General features: G+C 62.5%; 19 protein-coding genes and 1 tRNA gene. 11 read left to right on the top strand and 9 right to left on the bottom strand.

All coding sequences use genetic code 11. The features are described 5' to 3' along the window. Nucleotides 1-86 precede the first annotated feature (86 nt). Complete coding sequence (locus VSR72_RS21500) at nucleotides 87-992, top strand: LysR family transcriptional regulator (RefSeq protein ID WP_342954350.1); 906 nt, start codon at nucleotides 87-89, stop codon at nucleotides 990-992. A gap of 59 nt (nucleotides 993-1,051) precedes the next feature. Here the strand turns inward: VSR72_RS21500 and VSR72_RS21495 are convergent, their stop codons facing one another. The 6 genes from VSR72_RS21495 to VSR72_RS21470 all read right to left on the bottom strand — a co-directional run bounded on the left by VSR72_RS21495 (nucleotide 1,052) and on the right by VSR72_RS21470 (nucleotide 6,777). Further along, a complete protein-coding gene (locus VSR72_RS21495; RefSeq protein WP_342954349.1) occupies nucleotides 1,052-2,380 on the bottom strand; it encodes an FAD-binding oxidoreductase in 1,329 nt (442 codons plus the stop codon). Between the two features lie 721 nt (nucleotides 2,381-3,101). After that, nucleotides 3,102-3,497 (bottom strand): hypothetical protein, encoded by a 396-nt coding sequence (locus VSR72_RS21490; protein ID WP_342954348.1) that lies wholly within the window; start codon nucleotides 3,495-3,497, stop codon nucleotides 3,102-3,104. 83 nt (nucleotides 3,498-3,580) lie between these two features. Beyond that, nucleotides 3,581-3,835: a hypothetical protein gene (locus VSR72_RS21485; protein WP_342954347.1), complete on the bottom strand. Its 255-nt coding sequence runs from the start codon at nucleotides 3,833-3,835 to the stop codon at nucleotides 3,581-3,583. A gap of 109 nt (nucleotides 3,836-3,944) precedes the next feature. Beyond that, nucleotides 3,945-5,567, bottom strand: coding sequence for a chaperonin GroEL (gene groL / locus VSR72_RS21480; protein ID WP_342954346.1), 1,623 nt, complete (start codon nucleotides 5,565-5,567; stop codon nucleotides 3,945-3,947). A gap of 75 nt (nucleotides 5,568-5,642) precedes the next feature. Next, complete coding sequence (locus VSR72_RS21475; RefSeq protein ID WP_342954345.1) at nucleotides 5,643-5,960, bottom strand: co-chaperone GroES; 318 nt, start codon at nucleotides 5,958-5,960, stop codon at nucleotides 5,643-5,645. Nucleotides 5,961-6,132: 172 nt separating this feature from the next. Then, nucleotides 6,133-6,777 carry a diguanylate cyclase gene (locus VSR72_RS21470; RefSeq protein WP_342954344.1) on the bottom strand — a complete coding sequence of 215 codons (645 nt, stop codon included), beginning with the start codon at nucleotides 6,775-6,777 and terminating at the stop codon, nucleotides 6,133-6,135. A 225-nt stretch (nucleotides 6,778-7,002) separates the two neighbouring features. On the opposite strand from VSR72_RS21470, the gene VSR72_RS21465 reads away from it, so the two are divergent. The 8 genes from VSR72_RS21465 to VSR72_RS21430 all read left to right on the top strand — a co-directional run bounded on the left by VSR72_RS21465 (nucleotide 7,003) and on the right by VSR72_RS21430 (nucleotide 10,669). Beyond that, entirely contained in the window at nucleotides 7,003-7,566 is a 564-nt protein-coding gene (locus tag VSR72_RS21465) for an Hsp20/alpha crystallin family protein (RefSeq protein ID WP_342954428.1), read from the top strand. Between the two features lie 45 nt (nucleotides 7,567-7,611). Next, nucleotides 7,612-7,684: transfer RNA gene (locus VSR72_RS21460), tRNA-Lys, on the top strand. A 290-nt stretch (nucleotides 7,685-7,974) separates the two neighbouring features. Next, the gene (locus VSR72_RS21455) at nucleotides 7,975-8,415 is read left to right on the top strand and encodes an Hsp20/alpha crystallin family protein (RefSeq protein ID WP_342954343.1); all 441 of its coding nucleotides are present in this window, start codon (nucleotides 7,975-7,977) and stop codon (nucleotides 8,413-8,415) included. Nucleotides 8,416-8,449: 34 nt separating this feature from the next. Then, a complete protein-coding gene (locus VSR72_RS21450) occupies nucleotides 8,450-8,863 on the top strand; it encodes an Hsp20/alpha crystallin family protein (protein ID WP_342954342.1) in 414 nt (137 codons plus the stop codon). An 80-nt stretch (nucleotides 8,864-8,943) separates the two neighbouring features. Beyond that, a complete protein-coding gene (locus tag VSR72_RS21445) occupies nucleotides 8,944-9,219 on the top strand; it encodes a DUF6566 family protein (RefSeq protein WP_342954341.1) in 276 nt (91 codons plus the stop codon). Nucleotides 9,220-9,324: 105 nt separating this feature from the next. Continuing rightward, nucleotides 9,325-9,630: a hypothetical protein gene (locus tag VSR72_RS21440; RefSeq protein WP_342954340.1), complete on the top strand. Its 306-nt coding sequence runs from the start codon at nucleotides 9,325-9,327 to the stop codon at nucleotides 9,628-9,630. 222 nt (nucleotides 9,631-9,852) lie between these two features. Next, the gene (locus tag VSR72_RS21435; protein ID WP_342954339.1) at nucleotides 9,853-10,143 is read left to right on the top strand and encodes a hypothetical protein; all 291 of its coding nucleotides are present in this window, start codon (nucleotides 9,853-9,855) and stop codon (nucleotides 10,141-10,143) included. Nucleotides 10,144-10,222: 79 nt separating this feature from the next. Further along, a complete protein-coding gene (locus VSR72_RS21430; RefSeq protein WP_342954338.1) occupies nucleotides 10,223-10,669 on the top strand; it encodes a hypothetical protein in 447 nt (148 codons plus the stop codon). Between the two features lie 319 nt (nucleotides 10,670-10,988). Here the strand turns inward: VSR72_RS21430 and VSR72_RS21425 are convergent, their stop codons facing one another. Continuing rightward, entirely contained in the window at nucleotides 10,989-11,168 is a 180-nt protein-coding gene (locus tag VSR72_RS21425) for a hypothetical protein (protein WP_342954337.1), read from the bottom strand. A gap of 110 nt (nucleotides 11,169-11,278) precedes the next feature. After that, complete coding sequence (locus VSR72_RS21420) at nucleotides 11,279-11,476, bottom strand: hypothetical protein (protein WP_342954336.1); 198 nt, start codon at nucleotides 11,474-11,476, stop codon at nucleotides 11,279-11,281. Between the two features lie 656 nt (nucleotides 11,477-12,132). Here VSR72_RS21420 and VSR72_RS21415 point away from each other — a divergent pair. After that, nucleotides 12,133-14,142: an ATP-binding protein gene (locus VSR72_RS21415; protein WP_342954335.1), complete on the top strand. Its 2,010-nt coding sequence runs from the start codon at nucleotides 12,133-12,135 to the stop codon at nucleotides 14,140-14,142. Nucleotides 14,143-14,587: 445 nt separating this feature from the next. On the opposite strand, the gene VSR72_RS21410 is transcribed toward VSR72_RS21415, so the two are convergent. Further along, a complete protein-coding gene (locus tag VSR72_RS21410) occupies nucleotides 14,588-16,048 on the bottom strand; it encodes a TolC family protein (RefSeq protein WP_342954334.1) in 1,461 nt (486 codons plus the stop codon). A gap of 76 nt (nucleotides 16,049-16,124) precedes the next feature. Here VSR72_RS21410 and VSR72_RS21405 point away from each other — a divergent pair, with 76 nt between their 5' ends. Then, nucleotides 16,125-16,742, top strand: coding sequence for a TetR/AcrR family transcriptional regulator (locus tag VSR72_RS21405; protein ID WP_342954333.1), 618 nt, complete (start codon nucleotides 16,125-16,127; stop codon nucleotides 16,740-16,742). Nucleotides 16,743-16,764: the final 22 nt, after the last annotated feature.

The raw sequence follows: 16,764 nt of genomic DNA, 5'->3' as shown, positions 1-16,764 counted from the left end.
AGGCACACGATAGGAGTCGCCGCTCATATCGGCAATGCAATGACTACAATGACATCATTGCAATAGACAATAATGCCCGTCACGCCATGATGCCGCCCGACCTTCCCGATCTGAAACTGCTGCAGCTCTTCGACCTGCTCTACGACACACGCAGCGTCACGCGCGTCGCGGAGCAACTGGGGCAGAGCCAGCCCACCATCAGCATCTGGCTCGGGCGGCTGCGCGAGTCTCTTCACGACCCGCTTTTCATCCGGACCCCCGGCGGCATGGCGCCGACCCCACAAGCCGACGCGCTGATCGGGCCTTGCCGCGAAATTCTCGAATCGCTCAGGCGCTTCGTTGCGTGGGAGATCGCGTTCGATCCTGCAACCGCGCAGCGGCGCTTTCGCATCTGCATGACGGATGCGAGCCATATCACGCTGCTCCCGAGACTGCTCGCGCATGTGCGCGCGCAAGCGCCCGGCATCCGGCTCGAGGCGGCAGGAATCGACGGCAACACGGAACGTGCGCTGGAGTCGGGCGAAGCCGACCTCGCGATCGGCTATGTGCCGTGGCTCAGCGGCGGCATTTATCAGCAGCAGCTCTATTTACAGGACTGGGTGTGCTTGACCAACCGGCATCATCCGCGCGTTCGCGGGCGGCTCGGTTTGAAGCAGTACCGTTTGGAGGGGCACGTCGCGATCGAATCGGGTACGGGTGCGCAACTGCTCGAACAGGCGCTGGCGCGTGAGCGGATCGAGCGTGATGTCGTGCTGCAAATGCCGGGTTTCCTCGGGCTCGGAACGATCGTCCAGACGACCGATCTGGTCGCCACACTGCCGCGACACATCGGGGAGACGCTCGCGCAGGCCAATGGTCTGGCGGTCCACGGGTGCCCGGTTCCCGTGGATGGGTTTGCCGTGCGGCAACACTGGCATGCGCGGTATCACCACGAGGCGGGGAATCGCTGGTTGCGTGGCGTGGTCGTTCAGCTGTTTGGCGCTGCAAGGTGACGACAGAGACGCGTCAACTGGCGGATTCCTCTCTGGCCATCCCAGCCCTCAGATCTGTTTCACATCGTTTGCGGCATGCCTAGCCGCGTTCCATCGCGGAAGCGAGCCATTCGATAGGGGCCTATGTCGAACTGCGGCGCCTCGTTCGACACCAGCCGGCTCACGAGCAACCCGGCGCCTGGTCCCAATCCGAAGCCGTGCCCACTGAAGCCAGACGCAATCACGAGCCCGGGCGTAGAATCAACGTTAGAAATGACGGGAACGAGGTCCGGCATCGTATCGATCGCGCCGGCCCATGCGTGTGCGATTCTCAAGCCCGACAATTCGGGAAACACGCTCGCGACATTTCGCAGAGCACGCTGGAACCACTCCCTATCAGGCCGTGGGTCGAGTATCCGCGATTTTTCAAACGGAGACATGTCGCCTTCGCGCCAGGTCGCGCTGGCCTCTGGCCCGTGGAAGAAGCTGGAGCCAACGCGAATCTTCAGTTTCTTTTTCAGTTTGCTGCGAAAGAGGTTTCGAAACCTCACCGAATGCCGCAAGTTCTGCGGCGCGAGTTCGACACGTCCGTAGCCAGGAACTGCGATGGTGTAGCCACCGTCCAGCCGTCGCCTCAATGCGAAGTCAGTTCCGGAGAAGCACCCATCGATAACGCGAGGCGCCGCAGCAGTCCGTAGCGCCGTACCTATTACGTTGATTGCTGGCAGATCGATGCCGTGATGCTGGCAGAATAACGCGCTCCACGCGCCTCCCGCGAGAACCACGGTATCGGCGGCAAGCCGTCCGCGCTCGGTCCAGATGCCAGAAACGCGGCCGGCGCTCATGTCCAGCGTTCGCGCCGCGCAGTTCTGGTACACCTTCGCGCCGAGTCTTTGCGCGCCACGGGCAATTGCGGGTGCGGCTTTCGACGGCTCGGCGCGGCCATCCGTCCCAGACCACAGGCCGCCGACCCAGTTCGCGCGTCCAGATGGAACGCGCGCTGCCATCTCACGTGCGCTGAGGATATCGCTGTTGAAGCCAACTTCACGCGCGCGGGCGAGCCACGATTCCCACTGCGTAACGTCGGACTGATGCGCTGTACCATACAGGATGCCAGTCTTGCGAAACCCGATGTCCTCGCCCAGTTCCTCACTGAGTTCGCTCCAGCGCTTGAGGCTTCGCATCGCAAGCGGCAACTCGTGCAGATCGCGGTTCTGCTGGCGCACCCAGCCCCAATTGCGCCCCGACTGCTCACCGCCGACCAGACCTTTTTCGAGAAGAACTACAGAGACGCCACGTCGCGCCAGTTCGTATGCGGTGCTGGCGCCGATGATGCCGCCGCCTATCACGGCGACATCGCATCGCTTTGGGAAAGCGTCGCTGCTCTCGACTTCGTCAATTTCTAGCATTGGCCACGGCTGCTGGCAGCCGCCTCTCAGAAGGTCGCTTAGAGCTTCCGGAATACGCTTGACGGCTGCGCACTCCGCGAATAGTTACCGCATTTTCCTATCTCGCCCCGCTCTGTTATAGGACGATCCTGCTGGGACTGACCGGCTTTTGTCTTACGGTTTTCGCCCGCCATAGCACCTTGTCCTCAAGCGGTTCGCGTTGCGCCTGAAGCGGCAATTCGTCGTGGCATAACAAATCGCGCGCGACGTCGGCAAACTGCTCGGACGCCTTGCTGGAGACCGTCCGCCACACTCGGGTCTTTTATGGGACGCACAACTTCTCGCTCGGGCCTGCATTGCAAGACCGAAGCGTCGGCTTTTCACTTCAGCGAAGGGTTGCTGTCGCCGGGTTGGCTGCCGTCGATGCGTCTTTCCTTGCACGACGTCGAACACCTGTTTCCCCGTGCCTTTACCAAACCGGAAACACGACGTCTGGTTCCGGCGTAAATCGAATGCCCGAGTCGGGGCAGATCACGCGGCCCCTGACGGCGACGCGATGGTTCAGGTACGGCAGCAGGAGCGTGGGGGCTGGTGTGCCTTCTCCTGCCAGATACCAGAGGAGGAAATGATGACCCCGATCCGAAAGAGTAGAATCCCTTCAAGTTCCTTCGCGGGGCCAGGCGCAAGGCCGATGCGGGCAGCAAGACGGCCCCTGCAAATCCCGATGGGCCATGGACAACGTTTAGCCCGCGCGGGCGGATCGGTCACGACGAGAATGTGGGATGCCGGGGATTCTCGACGCATAGCGCAAGGCGCGGTCCTTCGGGCCGGGTTGAATCTCACACCAGAATTCCTGGTGGCGGGCACCGAGACGTCGGGCCGCCTCATAGCGGTGAAAGTGACTGGCAAGCCAGAACTGGCAGCCGTCAAAGAAGACTTTCATTGCCGGCTGCGCCGCGCGCATTGAACCGTTGCGGACGGCAGCCATAGCGTCCTCTAGCGCTGCATCATCGAATGATCCCTCAGAGGCAAGCTCGTCATCCACCGAGAGCTGCAAGAACTTGAGATAGTCAAGACCGAGCACGCCATCGGGTAGTCTGGCCGACGAGCGGGCAGGCAAACCAGGATAACCGGGCATCGCGATGTCAGATTAGTCAGGATAACATACGAATTGGCAACCCGGTCGTGCAGTACTTCCCTCCCGGGACCGCCCAGCCCGGTTCACTCATCAGCCATGAGATGGCGAATCACGAGTGCCGGGTCGGCGATATCGAGAATCAGCCGACGAAGGATGCGCCTGCGCATGTGCTCCTCGTCGAGGATCCAGGGCTCCCCCTTCTCGCTGAGATAGCGCGCGAGTGCGTCCTGGTTGTCAGCGCCGGCGGGGAGGTCCAGACGCGCGGCAAGCAGTGCCGCCACCACGTCGTCGATTTCGACGGTCAGCGGTTTCGAGTCGATGTACAGTTCGAGTTTCATGTCGGTTTCCGGCAAAAAGCGGCACCGCCCCCGCGAAGACAGAAAGAGCGGTGCCGAAGGAAATGCACCGGCCGGGCCAGAGGACCGGTGCAATGCTGGACCGATGCGGTCAGTATTCCAGTTCCGGCGCGCTCGCCTGCGCCGGTTTTTCGTCCTTCGGCGCTTCGGCGACCGTCGCGTCCGTCGTCAGGATCAGCCCGGCAATCGATGCGGCGTTCTGAAGTGCCGTGCGCGCAACCTTGGTGGGGTCAACCACACCCGCCTCGACGAGATCGCCGTACCCGCCGGTGGCCGCGTTGTAGCCGAAGTTGCCGCTGCCTTCGAGCACCTTCGCGATGACAACAGAAGGCTCGTCGCCCGCGTTGGCGGCAATCACGCGCAGCGGCGCCTCGAGCGCACGCAGCACGATCTGCACGCCAGCGTTCTGGTCACTGTTGGCGACTTTCAGGCTCGTCACCGCCGAACGCGCGCGCAGAAGCGCCACGCCACCACCCGGCACGATGCCTTCCTCGACCGCCGCGCGTGTGGCGTGCAGCGCGTCGTCGACGCGGTCCTTCTTCTCCTTCATCTCGACCTCGGTTGCCGCGCCCACCTTGATCACGGCCACGCCGCCTGCGAGCTTCGCAACGCGCTCCTGGAGCTTTTCGCGGTCGTAGTCGCTGGTGGTGTCCTCGATCTGCCTGCGGATCGACCCCACGCGTTCCTCGATGCGCTGCGGCTCGCCCGCGCCGCCAATGATGACGGCGTCATCCTTGCGCACCTCGACGCGCTTCGCACGTCCCAGATCCTCGAGCGTCGCCTTCTGCAGTTGCTTGCCGGTTTCCTCAGAAATGACGGTCGCACCCGTGAGGACGGCGATATCCTCGAGCATGGCCTCGCGCCGGTCGCCAAACCCGGGCGCCTTGACCGCGGCGACCTTGAGAATGCCCCGCATGGCATTCACAACCAGCGTGGCCAGCGCCTCCCCGTCGATGTCTTCGGCGACGATCAGCAGCGGCTTGCCGGCTTTCGATGCCGCCTCGAGCACCGGCAGCAGGTCCCGGATGCTCGAGATCTTTTTGTCGTGCAGCAGGATCAGGGCGTCGTCGAGATAGGCCGCCTGCCTGTCTGGGTCGTTGATGAAGTAGGGGCTCACGTAGCCGCGGTCGAACTGCATGCCTTCAACCACTTCGAGTTCGTTCTCGAGCGACTTCCCATCCTCGACCGTGATCACGCCTTCCTTGCCGACGCGCTCCATCGCATCGGCAATGATCCTGCCGATTGCCTCGTCGGAATTGGCCGAGATCGAACCGACCTGGGCAATCTCGCGGCTGGTGGAGATCGGCTTCGAGAGCGTACGCAGTTCATCGATCACGGCAGCCACGGCCTTGTCGATGCCGCGCTTGAGGTCCATGGGGTTCATGCCGGCCGCGACGTGCTTCATGCCCTCCTGCACGATGGCCTGCGCGAGCACCGTTGCGGTCGTCGTGCCGTCGCCGGCCACATCGGCGGTCTTCGAGGCGACCTGCTTGACCACCTGCGCGCCCATGTTTTCGAACCGGTCCTTCAGCTCGATTTCCTTCGCGACCGACACGCCGTCCTTGGTGATGGTCGGCGCGCCGAAACTGCGCTCGATCAGCACGTTGCGGCCTTTGGGCCCGAGCGTGACCTTCACGGCATCGGCCAGCACGTTGACACCCTTGACAATGCGCTCGCGTGCGCTGTCATGGAACCTGACTTCTTTTGCACTCATGTTCTTGCTCCGGGTAGTAGTCGTTGACTCACCACGTCGCGAACGACGACTGGTGTTCGCGACCGTAGCGGGATTTCAGGCGGCCCTGCGGGCGGCGCCCGCGTCGGCCTCGAGGACGCCCATGACGTCTTCCTCGCGCATGACGAGCAGTTCCTCGCCATCGACCTTGACGGTCTGGCCTGCGTACTTTCCGAAGAGAACCTGGTCACCGACTTTCAGCTGGAGCGCGCGCAGCGTTCCATCCTGCAGCAGCCGGCCACTGCCGGTTGCGACGACTTCGCCTTGTTCTGGTTTTTCTGCCGCTGAATCGGGAATCACGATGCCCGAGGCCGTCGTCCGCTGCGTTTCGATTCGCTTGACGATAACCCGGTCGTAGAGGGGACGCATCTGCATTTCCATCTCCTGAGCGATTAAAGGATCACCAAAAAGGGAACCCGGCTGCGAGGCAAACGCGACGCGTGAGTTGCCGCAATGCAGCCGTACCAGTATCTGGCGGAAAGCGAAATAGAGGCGCCTCCTTCAGGGTTCAAGGGGCGACGCCAACGGCAATATGTAACAAAATATTTCAGCGAGGCAGAAGAAGAGAATGGACAGACCCAAGCCGGTAGACGGTACGTCCGTGGGTGCGCCCGCGTGCGCTGCGCGGCTGCGGTTCCACCGGGCAGGGCGGCCGGCGACCGCCGTCCTCAGCGAGGGTGTCATCAGGTTCGTCGAGCGCCCGCCACACTCCGCTCTTCACGGGCCGGAAGAGCCAGCGCAGGTAGCCGCGTCGCGCGGCCAGCAGCATCAGGTCACAGCGATCACTCGCACCGTCAAGGAGTCTTTCGTCGGGCGGCATGTCGCTTCCGTAGTCGCCAAACGCCCGGCGGCAGGCGAGCGCTTCGGCAGCGCTTGCGCCGATCATATTGCAACCGCGCCGCTCGATGCGCTCGACCTCCCACGCGCCGAACTGCCAGGCCGCGTCGAGCAGCATCGCGTCGACGGCTTCGACGCTCTGCCAGGGCGCATCGATCTGGACGGCGGTGCCGGGAACTGGCCGCGGCGCAATCTCCACGCCGGGCAGCATGAGCGGCGTGGCGCGGCGGAAACCGTGCCAGTGGAGGATCGCGATGAGCGGCGTATTGATCTGCGCAGCGGCGGTGACGGTCACCGCGAAGAGCGGCAGGCGCACGCTTTCGGCTTGTTCCTGAAGCCGGTCGAAAAGGTCCATGAAGCCTCCCGTGGCATGGTGCAAGGGCCACTTGAAATTTCCGTTCCATGGGCTATTTTAAGCATCGCTCCGGCAGTCGCGACAAGTGCTGCTGTCGTGCAGCCATACCGCAGTGCGATTCACTGCCCTTTGCGGCTGCCCTTTGCGGGCCGCGAAGTCGCCAGCCGCGCGTGCGGCAAATTCAACGCAATCCGGTTGTCCTTCGAGAACGTAGAGGAGGATACGATGAGCCCTGATCCGAAAAGGTGGAATCCGTTCAAGTTCCTTCGAGCCGCCTCCCGCAAGTCCGATGCGCAAGGCCGCGAAAGCCCCCCGGCGAGCGAAAACGACCGCGCCTCAATGCCTGACATCGCGCGACTGTTTTCACGCGAACCCTGGCGCGCAATGGAGGAGTTTTTTCTTGACCCGTTTGCGGGCCGGGGTGCACTCGACCGGTGGTTTGGCGACTTCAGTTCGTCGCGCTTCCAGCCACGAATCGACGTCGTCGATGAAGGACCGGTGCTGCGTGTGACTGCCGAACTGCCGGGAATGGAGCGCGAAGACGTGAAGGTGAGCGTCGAGGACGGCGCGATCGTGCTGCGAGGTGAGAAGAAGCAGGATGTGCGCAGGGAGGAAAACGGCTGCTACAGGCTAGAGCGTGCCCATGGGCGCTTCGTGCGCACGATCCCGATGCCGGAATACGCCGACCCCGGTCGCGCCCTGGCCAGGTTCGACAGCGGCGTACTGACGTTGACCATTCCGAAAATGGAGCCGGCGCCGTCCACGAGCCGCACGATCGATATCGGTTAGCGCAGGCACGCGAAAGCGCTGTAACGGCGGGGGCAATAGTGGACCGGGTCGTTAGCTCAGCGGGTAGAGCAGCGGACTTTTAATCCGTTGGTCACTGGTTCGAATCCAGTACGGCCCACATCAACCCGGCAGTTGCACGCCGCGGCCGCGACAGGACGCGGCGCCATGCGCACGCGCGCCCCCGGCTCCTGAAGGTTGTCAGCATCGCCCATGAAACTTCGCGGCTGACATGCTGCAGGGCCTCTTGAAATTTCTGTCCCATGCGCTATTTTATTCATCGCTCAGGCAGTCGCGACAAGCGCTGCGTGTTTCGATTTGTTTGTCGGCGGGGTTTCCCACGGACAGGCGGACTGGAGCGCGTGGTTCCATTCGTCTTCCGTGTCGGCCCCGGTTTTCCAGGAGCCAGTCATGAGCGATCTTTTCTACAGCACCGATCTGCTGGGCGAATTCGACCGCCTGCAACGGCAGATGGCGAGCCTCTTTCCAGCCTTTCCCGCGAGCCTGCGCGCCACGCGCAGCGAGACATTCCCGCTTCTTAACATCGGCAGCACCGACGACAGCGTCGAGATCGTCGCGTTCGCACCGGGGCTCGACCCGGCGGCGATCGACGTCTCGATCGACAAGGGGCTGCTCACGATCAGTGGCGAACGCAGGCCGCCGGAGCGGCAAGCGCATGACGATACGCGCGTGTATGCCAGTGAACGCTTCATGGGCGCGTTCCGGCGCGTCATCGAACTACCCCAACATGCGGATCCCGGTAAGGTCAATGCGCGCTATGCGAATGGTTGCCTGACCATCAGCATCGGACGTTCCGAGGGGTCGAAGCCGCGCGCGATCACCGTGCAGTGAGCGCGTTGTCAACAACCAGATCACGGAGGACCCCATGAACGACAGCACTGAACTGACCACCGGTGCGGCGCGCAACGACATCGCCGCCCGTGAGCGCGGCGAACCGTCGAAGCAGCTTACCCGTCTCACGCCCGCCGTAGACGTGTTCGAGGATACGCGGGGCATCACGCTTTATGCAGACCTGCCTGGCGTGCCGCGCGAGAAGCTTGATGTGCGCGTGCAGGATGGCAATCTGACCATCGAGGCGCAGGCGATGATTCCAACCCCGTCCGGGCTGCGGCTGCAGCATGGCGAAGTGCGCCACCCGCACTTCCGGCGCGCCTTCGCGCTCAGCCCGGATTTCGACGTTTCGCGCATCGATGCGCAACTGCGCGATGGCGTGCTCAGGCTCACCATTCCTCGCCGCGAGGAAGCGAAGCCGCGTCGCATCGAGGTAAGCGTTGGCTAGACAAATGCACTGGAAGCTCTCCGGTTGTGCGGCGCGGGCCGCCGGGTTCGCGCCGTTTCGGCAAATGCGCGCAGACAAACATGGACGACACACGCAATCAGAACTGGAAGGGCTTCGCGATCGAAACCAGCGCAATTCCAGTGAGGCACTGTGTACTGCCGCAGGAATCTGGCAGGTACATGGCCATTGTGCGCATCCGGCGCGGCGGGCAGACGGTCGAGGACTGGCATCTGCCTTGCGTCGCACAGCGCTGGGCGAGCGCGGACGACGCCCATCGGGAGACGGTCGAGTACGCCATCCGCGCAATCGATGCAGGACGCTTCGCAGATACGGGGCGACCGGAATCAGCCAGGTGAAGGTGCCCCGCTGCAGACTAGAACTGCCCGCGTCGGGTATGCAGCACGTTTCGTTTTTCTGCACCGCGCCCCTGTTCACGGTTCCATTCTTGACGGGAGACGGCAATGCTCAGTCCACACGAATTTGCAACCCTGATGCTGGTGCGTCAGGCGCCGGACCAGCTCGACATGAACCGCGCCGAACTCGACGCGCTGCTCGAAGGACAACTGGTGATGCTGGAACACGGTGCTGCGGGCAGACGCCGCGCGCACCTTACCGAAAAAGGCAGATCGTTCCTCGACGTGCTCAATCCGGAAAGCGTCCGGCGGCGAGCGCGGCTGACCGCTGCAAAAAGCTGCGGGCGCCGGTCTGATGGCTCCACGGCCGCCGGCACCGACCCGGGAAATCTCGGGATACCGGGCAGCGCGTAAAATGACCAGGGGCCCCGCCGTGATACCGCCGCCACGACATGGCGCCCGGGCTGACATGCCCGCCCGGTAGCGGGAGACGGCGGCGACCCCCAGGAGCGTCGCAACCTGCCAGGCGGCTTTGCGCGACAGGAAGGAATGTGCCCAGCGCTGACTGCATAACTATTCGTGCACCATTCGTGCTGCCGCTGACGCGCGCGGCAAAACCAGCATTGGAGGCATCGCATGCAACACGATGTAATGGAATACCGCGGCTGCGAGGTGAGACCGGTCGTCACCGCTGATGGCGATGGCCGCTACACGGCCACCGCCATCGTCAACAGCCGTGATGGAGAAACGCGCACGCTGGGTATCAACGGTACCTTCGCAGGCCCCGGGGAGGCGCGCGACGAGGCGCTGGAACTCGCCATCGCCTGGATCCAGCAACGCAGCGCCGTCTCGCCGCAGCACGTCCGCCGGAACCAGGAACCCGCATCTGCGGCAGCAGCGCGGCCATATATGATCTTTAATTCGTAATCCTGCGCATGGTGAGAAAACAAGCATCACAAACACTTCGCCGATCGACACTGCTGCGGACACCCTCCTCTATGAGCGCGTGCGCTTCCTGCTGTTCAGCGCCGATTTGCCCGTGCAGCGGCTTGAAGCCGACATCGAGGATTTCAGCCGCTTCACCTTGCCCGATGAACGTACCGCGCACGCGCGCCTGGTCGAGGCCGTGCCACCGCTTACGCCAGCTGCGGAGGCAATTGTGCGCGCGCTGATCCACGCATACGGCGCGGAACTTCTGGGCAAGGATGGCCTGCACGCACGACTGCGCGGCCTGATGACAGCCGGAGCGATCTATTTTGGCCGGACCGCGCTCCTGATCGGCAACGACGCGCCGGTACCCGAACGCGCGCGCCGCCTGCTCACGGAGTTTGAACGGATCTTTGAGCGGTACCCTGAAAGTGGCTATGCGCAGGCGAGGCACCTCCTCTCAGCCATCGGCCTGCCAGTCGGGCATCCCGCTTCAGGGAAAAACGTTGGCGGGCCTCCCGCGTAGAGGGCACGCTACCGAGAGTTGGGGCAATGCGTTACCTGAGCGGAGCAGTCCGATCGCAGCCTCCAGGCGCTGGCTATCCCATCTCCGGCCTGGCAGCGTCGGCACTTGTCAGGTCTGCAGCCAGGGCCCACCCGGCATCGCGCGCCTCGCCCGGCGTGCTGAAGGGACCGGGAATCGAACAGCCATCAAACGGGTAGATCACCTTCCGGTCGCGAGTCCGGAGGATCTCCACCCTCGCAAAATAACGACCGAGGCCATCCATACGCGGCCAGCATGTTACGTGATAGCCGGGAAATCAGCGGACGGACGTTTCTGAGGTTCAGCGGGAGACATCATGGCAGACGCCCAACGTGACGGCGGCGAACAGCAAAAGCCGTTTCTCGCGCAGCGTCGTGCGCTCAGACACAGTCATCACAACATGCGATAGGCGACGTAGCGTTGGAATATGACCTTCGCTGTCATGCAGCGTGCGTGGTTGCCGCCAGTTCGACTGGCTCATCGCGTTCAGCGTGCGATTGCGGATACCACGCCAGCCAGCCGGACATGGATTCCGGCTCACGGGCCAATGAATGCATCGTATGCTCCCCAACGGCAGAGTCGCAGATGTGATCATTTCCTGTTCTGTGCAGTGACCTGTGTGGCGAGAGCAGAGAAACGATGCTGCGCGATGTTGAGCTCATGAAGCAATTGCAGGAGCAATTCGACGTCGCTCGAGTCTCCACGAGTAATTGCATTCGAATGGTCTTCGAATTTTCCTTTCGCCGTGACGAAAGCGTCGTACGCCGCCTGCAGATCGTCCGCTTCCATTGCGTATGCCTCCGGGAATTAAAGGGAACCTTGGCAGGAAGCTTACCCATATCTCCATATCGTCGCCAACAGCCAAGCCGATCGAATGGTCGACCCATAACGGGAAAGGACGGATCCACAAGACAGGGAAGCGAAATCAGTTGCAGTCAGCGCCTGGTGTTCCGTCCGAAATGTCTTTGCTTTCTGGAGAATTGAATCGGCGGTCGCGGTCCATACGAACGACCGGCCGTGTTGGTTGTAGTGCTCGATATACCGCTCGATGCTGGCGACGAGTTGGCGCACGTTCTTCAACGCCGCCCGATCAACGGACGTGCGTTGCCACAGTCGAAAACGTCAGACGGTAGCCGAACACATATCGCCTCGGGATGAGTCGGAGTGCCGTCTCCTCGGGCGGCATCTACGAATTCACTTGAAAGTGGCACGGGTGTTGCTTGGAACATCCGCGCCGCAAGGCGAAATCTCGCGAACACCACCGGTCAACATGCGGGGCGTTGCGCTCCACCCGCCCGCGAGTATCGTCTGCGGACCAGTGCTTCCAAATCGGCGCGATCCCTTAGTCGCTGGAGGACAGTAGCCGATGTACTTTTTACCCTGATGGTGCGTTGCTTTCCAACCTCGACCCACCGCTCCAATCGAAGACGTTTGGCTGAACGATCATGAGTGCGCTGCGCACCAATCCTTTCGAGGAACTTGCGGCATATCTTGAAAGAAAACGTGGACTGGTAACACGGCGATGGCTGCGTGCCGTGCGGTCCGACCCATCCATAGAGCAGGCTGGCAGGCTAACGACAGCCCAGCTGGTCGATCACGTGCCGTCGCTCTACGAGGAAATCTGCGCCGTCCTTCGCGCTGCCTCCGTACAGCCAACGCTTGCCCAGCTACACACCGACGCCAAAAAACACGGTCGTGACCGGTGGATGCGCGGTTACCATCTTGACGAGCTATTTCGCGAGCTAAACCAGTTGCAGCGCTGCGTACAACAGGCAACCCGCGAATTCTTCGCGGGCACATCGGTGTCACGGAACGTTCAGGCTGCTGGTCATCAACTGATAGAGGAATTGTTCAGCGCGACCATCCACAGTGCGATCAGGCAACTCATCGACGAACAGGACGGGCGAATCGCAACGAGCATCGGCGAGCGAGACCGCGCACTTGCCGCACAGCAAAAGAGCGAGGAACGGCTTCGAATGGCAGCATCGGCTGCCGGCCTGGGCATTTTCGAGTGGCACGTCCCAACACGCACAGGTGTATGGGAAAACAGGCGCATGTATGAAATTACCGGACAACCTGAACCCCTGGGTCCCCTGTCGTGCCAGGCGTTCGTCCGCGAACTTGTACATCCCGATGACGCCGACGCGCTCACGGAATGCATGCGGCACGACAGCGACTTCTATTCGGTTTTTCGCATCCTGCGCATCGTTGATCAAGCGCCGCGCGTCGTCGAGATGCACGGCCGGTTCCGGAAAGGACCTGATGCGACAGTCATTTCCTTCATCGGCACGCTAGCGGACATCACGGAACGCACCCTCGCGGAAGAGTTGCTTAGGGAAACAGATCGTCGCAAGGACGCCTTTTTAGCAACATTGGCCCACGAACTTCGGAATCCCCTCGCTCCCATTCGTAATGCCGCGCAGATCCTCAAGCAGATCAGCCTCGAAGCATCGCCCGAAGTCCAATGGGTAGGCGCGACTATCGAGCGCCAGTGCGCCCATCTGACGCGCCTGATTGACGATCTGATGGACGTTTCACGCATAAGCAGCGGCAAGATCCGCTTGCGTCGCGAAGTGTTCGACATCAGGGAGGCCGTACGGAGCGCAGTTGAAAGCAGCTCGCCGACTGCGAGCGAGCACAGGGACCGGCTCATCGTCAGCATACCCAATGAGCCTGTTCTGGTAGACGGCGACCGTACGCGACTGGCTCAGGTTATCTCCAATCTTCTGGACAACGCAGTTAAATGCTCGGACGGCGGCGGCGAGATAGCAGTGGAAGCATCAGTTTGCGATGACTGGGTGAAGATCGTCGTTCGCGACGATGGAATTGGCATCTCACCATCGCAACTCGTCCGCATCTTTGAGCCGTACGTTCAGCTTTCCGCGCCAGACGGTCAGTGGCGATCGGGTCTCGGGATCGGGTTGTCCGTTGTGCAGAACCTCGTGGAAATGCATGGAGGCCAGGTCACGGCAGAAAGCGACGGCGTCGGAAAAGGGGCACGGTTTACGGTCACGCTTCCAACAACGCTTGCGGCGGCATCGGGAACCGCTAAGCCGCCACCTCGACCACGAAGGGCGCGGACGAGACGACTTCGCGTTCTGATCGTCGATGACAACCACGACGCAGCGGAATCGCTGGCCATGCTGCTGAGTGAGCACGAGGTTAAAAGTGCGTGCGATGGGGAAGACGCCCTGGCGATGGCGGGAGACTTTCGTGCCGACGTCGTCATTCTGGACATCGGTCTGCCTGGAATGAACGGGCACGAACTGGCACGGCGACTCAGGGCGCAGCCGGGTACCGCGCGTGCCGTACTGGTTGCCCTTAGCGGATTCGGGACGGCCGAGGATCGGGCCCGATCCCGCGATGCCGGATGCGAGCAGCACTTCGTGAAACCGGTCGATCCGCAAGCGCTCATCGACTTCCTGCGCGAGGTCGCAGCGAGATCGGTGCCTTGATCTCAGTGACGGCGGCTTGCTTGCCGTGGTCGTCCATCGCATCAGAGCCAGCCTCCACGTGTTGGCCTACAACCTGAAACGCGTCATGAACTTACTTGGCGTAGCGGGGATGAAGAAAGCCATGAAGTTGGCGGTAGGCTGAAGCCCCGAGGGGCTTTGTTGTACTCGCGACGTCCGATTAGTGCACATTCGGCGTATCGAACTCGATCGATCTGACTGCCTACCGCTTACCTTCGGAAAAAATTGGTGTTTCCACACACTCTGGACCCGTTTCCGTCAGTCAGATCATTGCACTAGTTGTGGCTGTTCTCGAAGTACCAACGGTCACTCGCCCGTCATGCGCGCTGCGCATCTTCGGGCGCCGAAAACAGAACCCCGAGCTTGACTATCGGAGGAAGCCTTTGCAAACGAAAGGGCCGACTGTAGCCGGTCGGGAGCGGTGGTCCTATCGGCTTGCAACGGCCTCAGCATCGGTGGGTTGCCAGCCCCCGCCGAGCGCCTTGAATGCAGCGACCGCTGCGCGCGCCGATTCCGTTTGCGCCTGCACCCGCTCATCCGAAGCGCGTAGCAGGTTGTCGTCGGCCTGCAGGACCTCGATCAGGCTGACGACACCTTTCTGGTAGGCCGCAAACGAGGCGGCTCGCGCCCGGCCGAGCGAGCTCACACCCTGCGCGAGAATGGCAGCCTGCTCCTCGCGCTTCACGAGTGCCGAGAAAGCATTCTCGACGTCCTCCGTTGCGTGCAATGCGGCAAGCCGGTACGCGGCGAGCATCTCGGCGTCCTGGCCCCTGGCCTCATTGATCTGCGCATTGATGCGACCGAAGTCGAACAGACGCCAGCGCAGTCCCAGCACGCCAGCGGCCTGACTGGCGCCGGCACTGAACAGGTTGCCGCTGGCCACTGAGGTGGCACTCCCAATCAGTCCACTGAGCGACAGCTTGGGGTAATACTCAGCGACGGCCACGCCGATACGCGCGTTCGATGCCGCAAGGCGACGCTCGGCGACGATCAGATCGGGCCGACGCCTGAGCAACTCGCCAGGCGATCCGGTGCCTGCGATGCGCGGGGCGACCGGGATATCGCCGCCCTCGAGGAGTTCCGCCCGATGCGTGCCGGGCTGTGCACCCAGCATCACGTCCAGCGCGTTCATCGCCGCATCCAGACCAGCCTCCAGCACGGGGATGGATGCCCGCACCTGGGCCAGCGCACCTTCGGCCTGGCTCACCTGAAGGTCGGCCGCCAACCCCTTGCCATAGAGGAGGTTGATGGTCGAGAGCAGATCCTGCTGCGTCTGCAACTGCCTGCGGGCCACCTGCAAACGAGCCAGCAGTCCACGAATGGTGATGTAGATGTCGGCAGTCTGTGCCGCCACAGCGAGGCGCGTGGCCACCTCGCCAGCCTCTGAAGCCTGATAGTCGGCAAGTGCCGCTTCCCGCCCGCGACGCAGGCCACCAAATACATCCAGTTCCCAGCTCGCGCTGAAATTGGCCTCGTAGTCGTTGCCGTAGCGATCGAAACCGGGCGTCGAATTCAGCACACGTCCCAGCGGCGTTTCAACCGACTGGTAGACCCGGGCCGCCTGGCCGCTGACATTGCCGGAAGGCAGCAGCGCTGCATTCGCTGCCCCGAGACCCGCGCGCGCCTGCGAAACGCGTGCCGCGGCCTGCGCGAGGTCCAGGTTCTGCTCCAGCGCGAGCGTGACAAGTCGTGTCAGTTGCGGATCGCCGAAACCCGTCCACCACGTGACCAGGTCTGCGCTCGCCGCCGCCTGCCGGTGATCTACCGCGGCCTGACCCTGGAAATGGTCCGGCATGGCGACATCGGGCCGGACATAGTCGGGGCCGACAGCGCAGCCCGCCGAGAGGCTGGAGACAATGACCGCGGCAAGGAGGGATTTGGGTGGCATGGGCGTCTTCGCGAGGTTTGGGTTGTGACTATAATACAAAACGGTCACTGGTTGTCCATTCCTGTATGCTATGTCCATGAAAAACACCACCACTCCCTCCGTCCCCACGCGCGGCCCCGCTGATCACGAGGTGCGGGACCAGATCGTTGCGGCGGCCACCGAGCACTTCAGCCGGTATGGCTACGATAAAACGACGGTCTCGGACCTCGCCAGGGCGATCGGGTTTTCCAAGGCCTACATCTACAAGTTCTTCGAATCGAAACAGGCCATCGGGGAAATGATCTGCGCGAACTGCCTGGACGAGATCGAAAGCGAGGTCAGGACCGCCGTCGCGGACACCGGGCTGCCGCCCGAGAAGCTGCGACGGATCTTCAAGGTCTTTACCGATGCGAGCCTCCGGCTCTTTTTCCGGGACCGCAAGCTTTATGAAATCGCCGCATCGGCTGCCACGGAAAACTGGCAGGTCGTTCAGGCCTATGAAGCACGCGTTCAGAAGCTGCTGCAGGAAGTTTTGCAGGAAGGCCGGCAAAGCGGTGACTTCGAGCGCAAGACGCCACTGGACGAAACCGCGAGAGCGATCTATCTGGTGCTGCGCCCCTACCTCAACCCGCTGCTGCTTCAGCACAACCGCGATACCACCGATGTCGCGCCTGCGCAGCTGTCCAGCCTGGTACTCCGGAGCCTGTCGCCCTGATCGGGTCACATAGTGACTATTG

It is taken from the genome of Paraburkholderia sp. JHI869 (genome assembly GCF_038900775.1).
In the GTDB taxonomy this organism is placed as follows: Bacteria; Pseudomonadota; Gammaproteobacteria; order Burkholderiales; family Burkholderiaceae; genus Paraburkholderia.
The sequence above is the reverse complement of the archived record's forward strand: the minus strand, read 5'-3'. Positions and strand labels throughout refer to the sequence as shown.

Excerpts from the sequence above, each read along its gene's own strand:
- VSR72_RS21500 (WP_342954350.1), top strand. The coding sequence starts at position 87 with ATGATGCCGCCCGACCTTCCCGATCTGAAACTGCTGCAGCTCTTCGAC.
- VSR72_RS21495 (WP_342954349.1), bottom strand. The coding sequence starts at position 2,380 with ATGCTAGAAATTGACGAAGTCGAGAGCAGCGACGCTTTCCCAAAGCGA.
- VSR72_RS21490 (WP_342954348.1), bottom strand. The coding sequence starts at position 3,497 with ATGCCCGGTTATCCTGGTTTGCCTGCCCGCTCGTCGGCCAGACTACCC.
- VSR72_RS21485 (WP_342954347.1), bottom strand. The coding sequence starts at position 3,835 with ATGAAACTCGAACTGTACATCGACTCGAAACCGCTGACCGTCGAAATC.
- groL (WP_342954346.1), bottom strand. The coding sequence starts at position 5,567 with ATGAGTGCAAAAGAAGTCAGGTTCCATGACAGCGCACGCGAGCGCATT.
- VSR72_RS21475 (WP_342954345.1), bottom strand. The coding sequence starts at position 5,960 with ATGCAGATGCGTCCCCTCTACGACCGGGTTATCGTCAAGCGAATCGAA.
- VSR72_RS21470 (WP_342954344.1), bottom strand. The coding sequence starts at position 6,777 with ATGGACCTTTTCGACCGGCTTCAGGAACAAGCCGAAAGCGTGCGCCTG.
- VSR72_RS21465 (WP_342954428.1), top strand. The coding sequence starts at position 7,003 with ATGAGCCCTGATCCGAAAAGGTGGAATCCGTTCAAGTTCCTTCGAGCC.
- VSR72_RS21455 (WP_342954343.1), top strand. The coding sequence starts at position 7,975 with ATGAGCGATCTTTTCTACAGCACCGATCTGCTGGGCGAATTCGACCGC.
- VSR72_RS21450 (WP_342954342.1), top strand. The coding sequence starts at position 8,450 with ATGAACGACAGCACTGAACTGACCACCGGTGCGGCGCGCAACGACATC.
- VSR72_RS21445 (WP_342954341.1), top strand. The coding sequence starts at position 8,944 with ATGGACGACACACGCAATCAGAACTGGAAGGGCTTCGCGATCGAAACC.
- VSR72_RS21440 (WP_342954340.1), top strand. The coding sequence starts at position 9,325 with ATGCTCAGTCCACACGAATTTGCAACCCTGATGCTGGTGCGTCAGGCG.
- VSR72_RS21435 (WP_342954339.1), top strand. The coding sequence starts at position 9,853 with ATGCAACACGATGTAATGGAATACCGCGGCTGCGAGGTGAGACCGGTC.
- VSR72_RS21425 (WP_342954337.1), bottom strand. The coding sequence starts at position 11,168 with ATGAGCCAGTCGAACTGGCGGCAACCACGCACGCTGCATGACAGCGAA.
- VSR72_RS21420 (WP_342954336.1), bottom strand. The coding sequence starts at position 11,476 with ATGGAAGCGGACGATCTGCAGGCGGCGTACGACGCTTTCGTCACGGCG.
- VSR72_RS21415 (WP_342954335.1), top strand. The coding sequence starts at position 12,133 with ATGAGTGCGCTGCGCACCAATCCTTTCGAGGAACTTGCGGCATATCTT.
- VSR72_RS21410 (WP_342954334.1), bottom strand. The coding sequence starts at position 16,048 with ATGCCACCCAAATCCCTCCTTGCCGCGGTCATTGTCTCCAGCCTCTCG.
- VSR72_RS21405 (WP_342954333.1), top strand. The coding sequence starts at position 16,125 with ATGAAAAACACCACCACTCCCTCCGTCCCCACGCGCGGCCCCGCTGAT.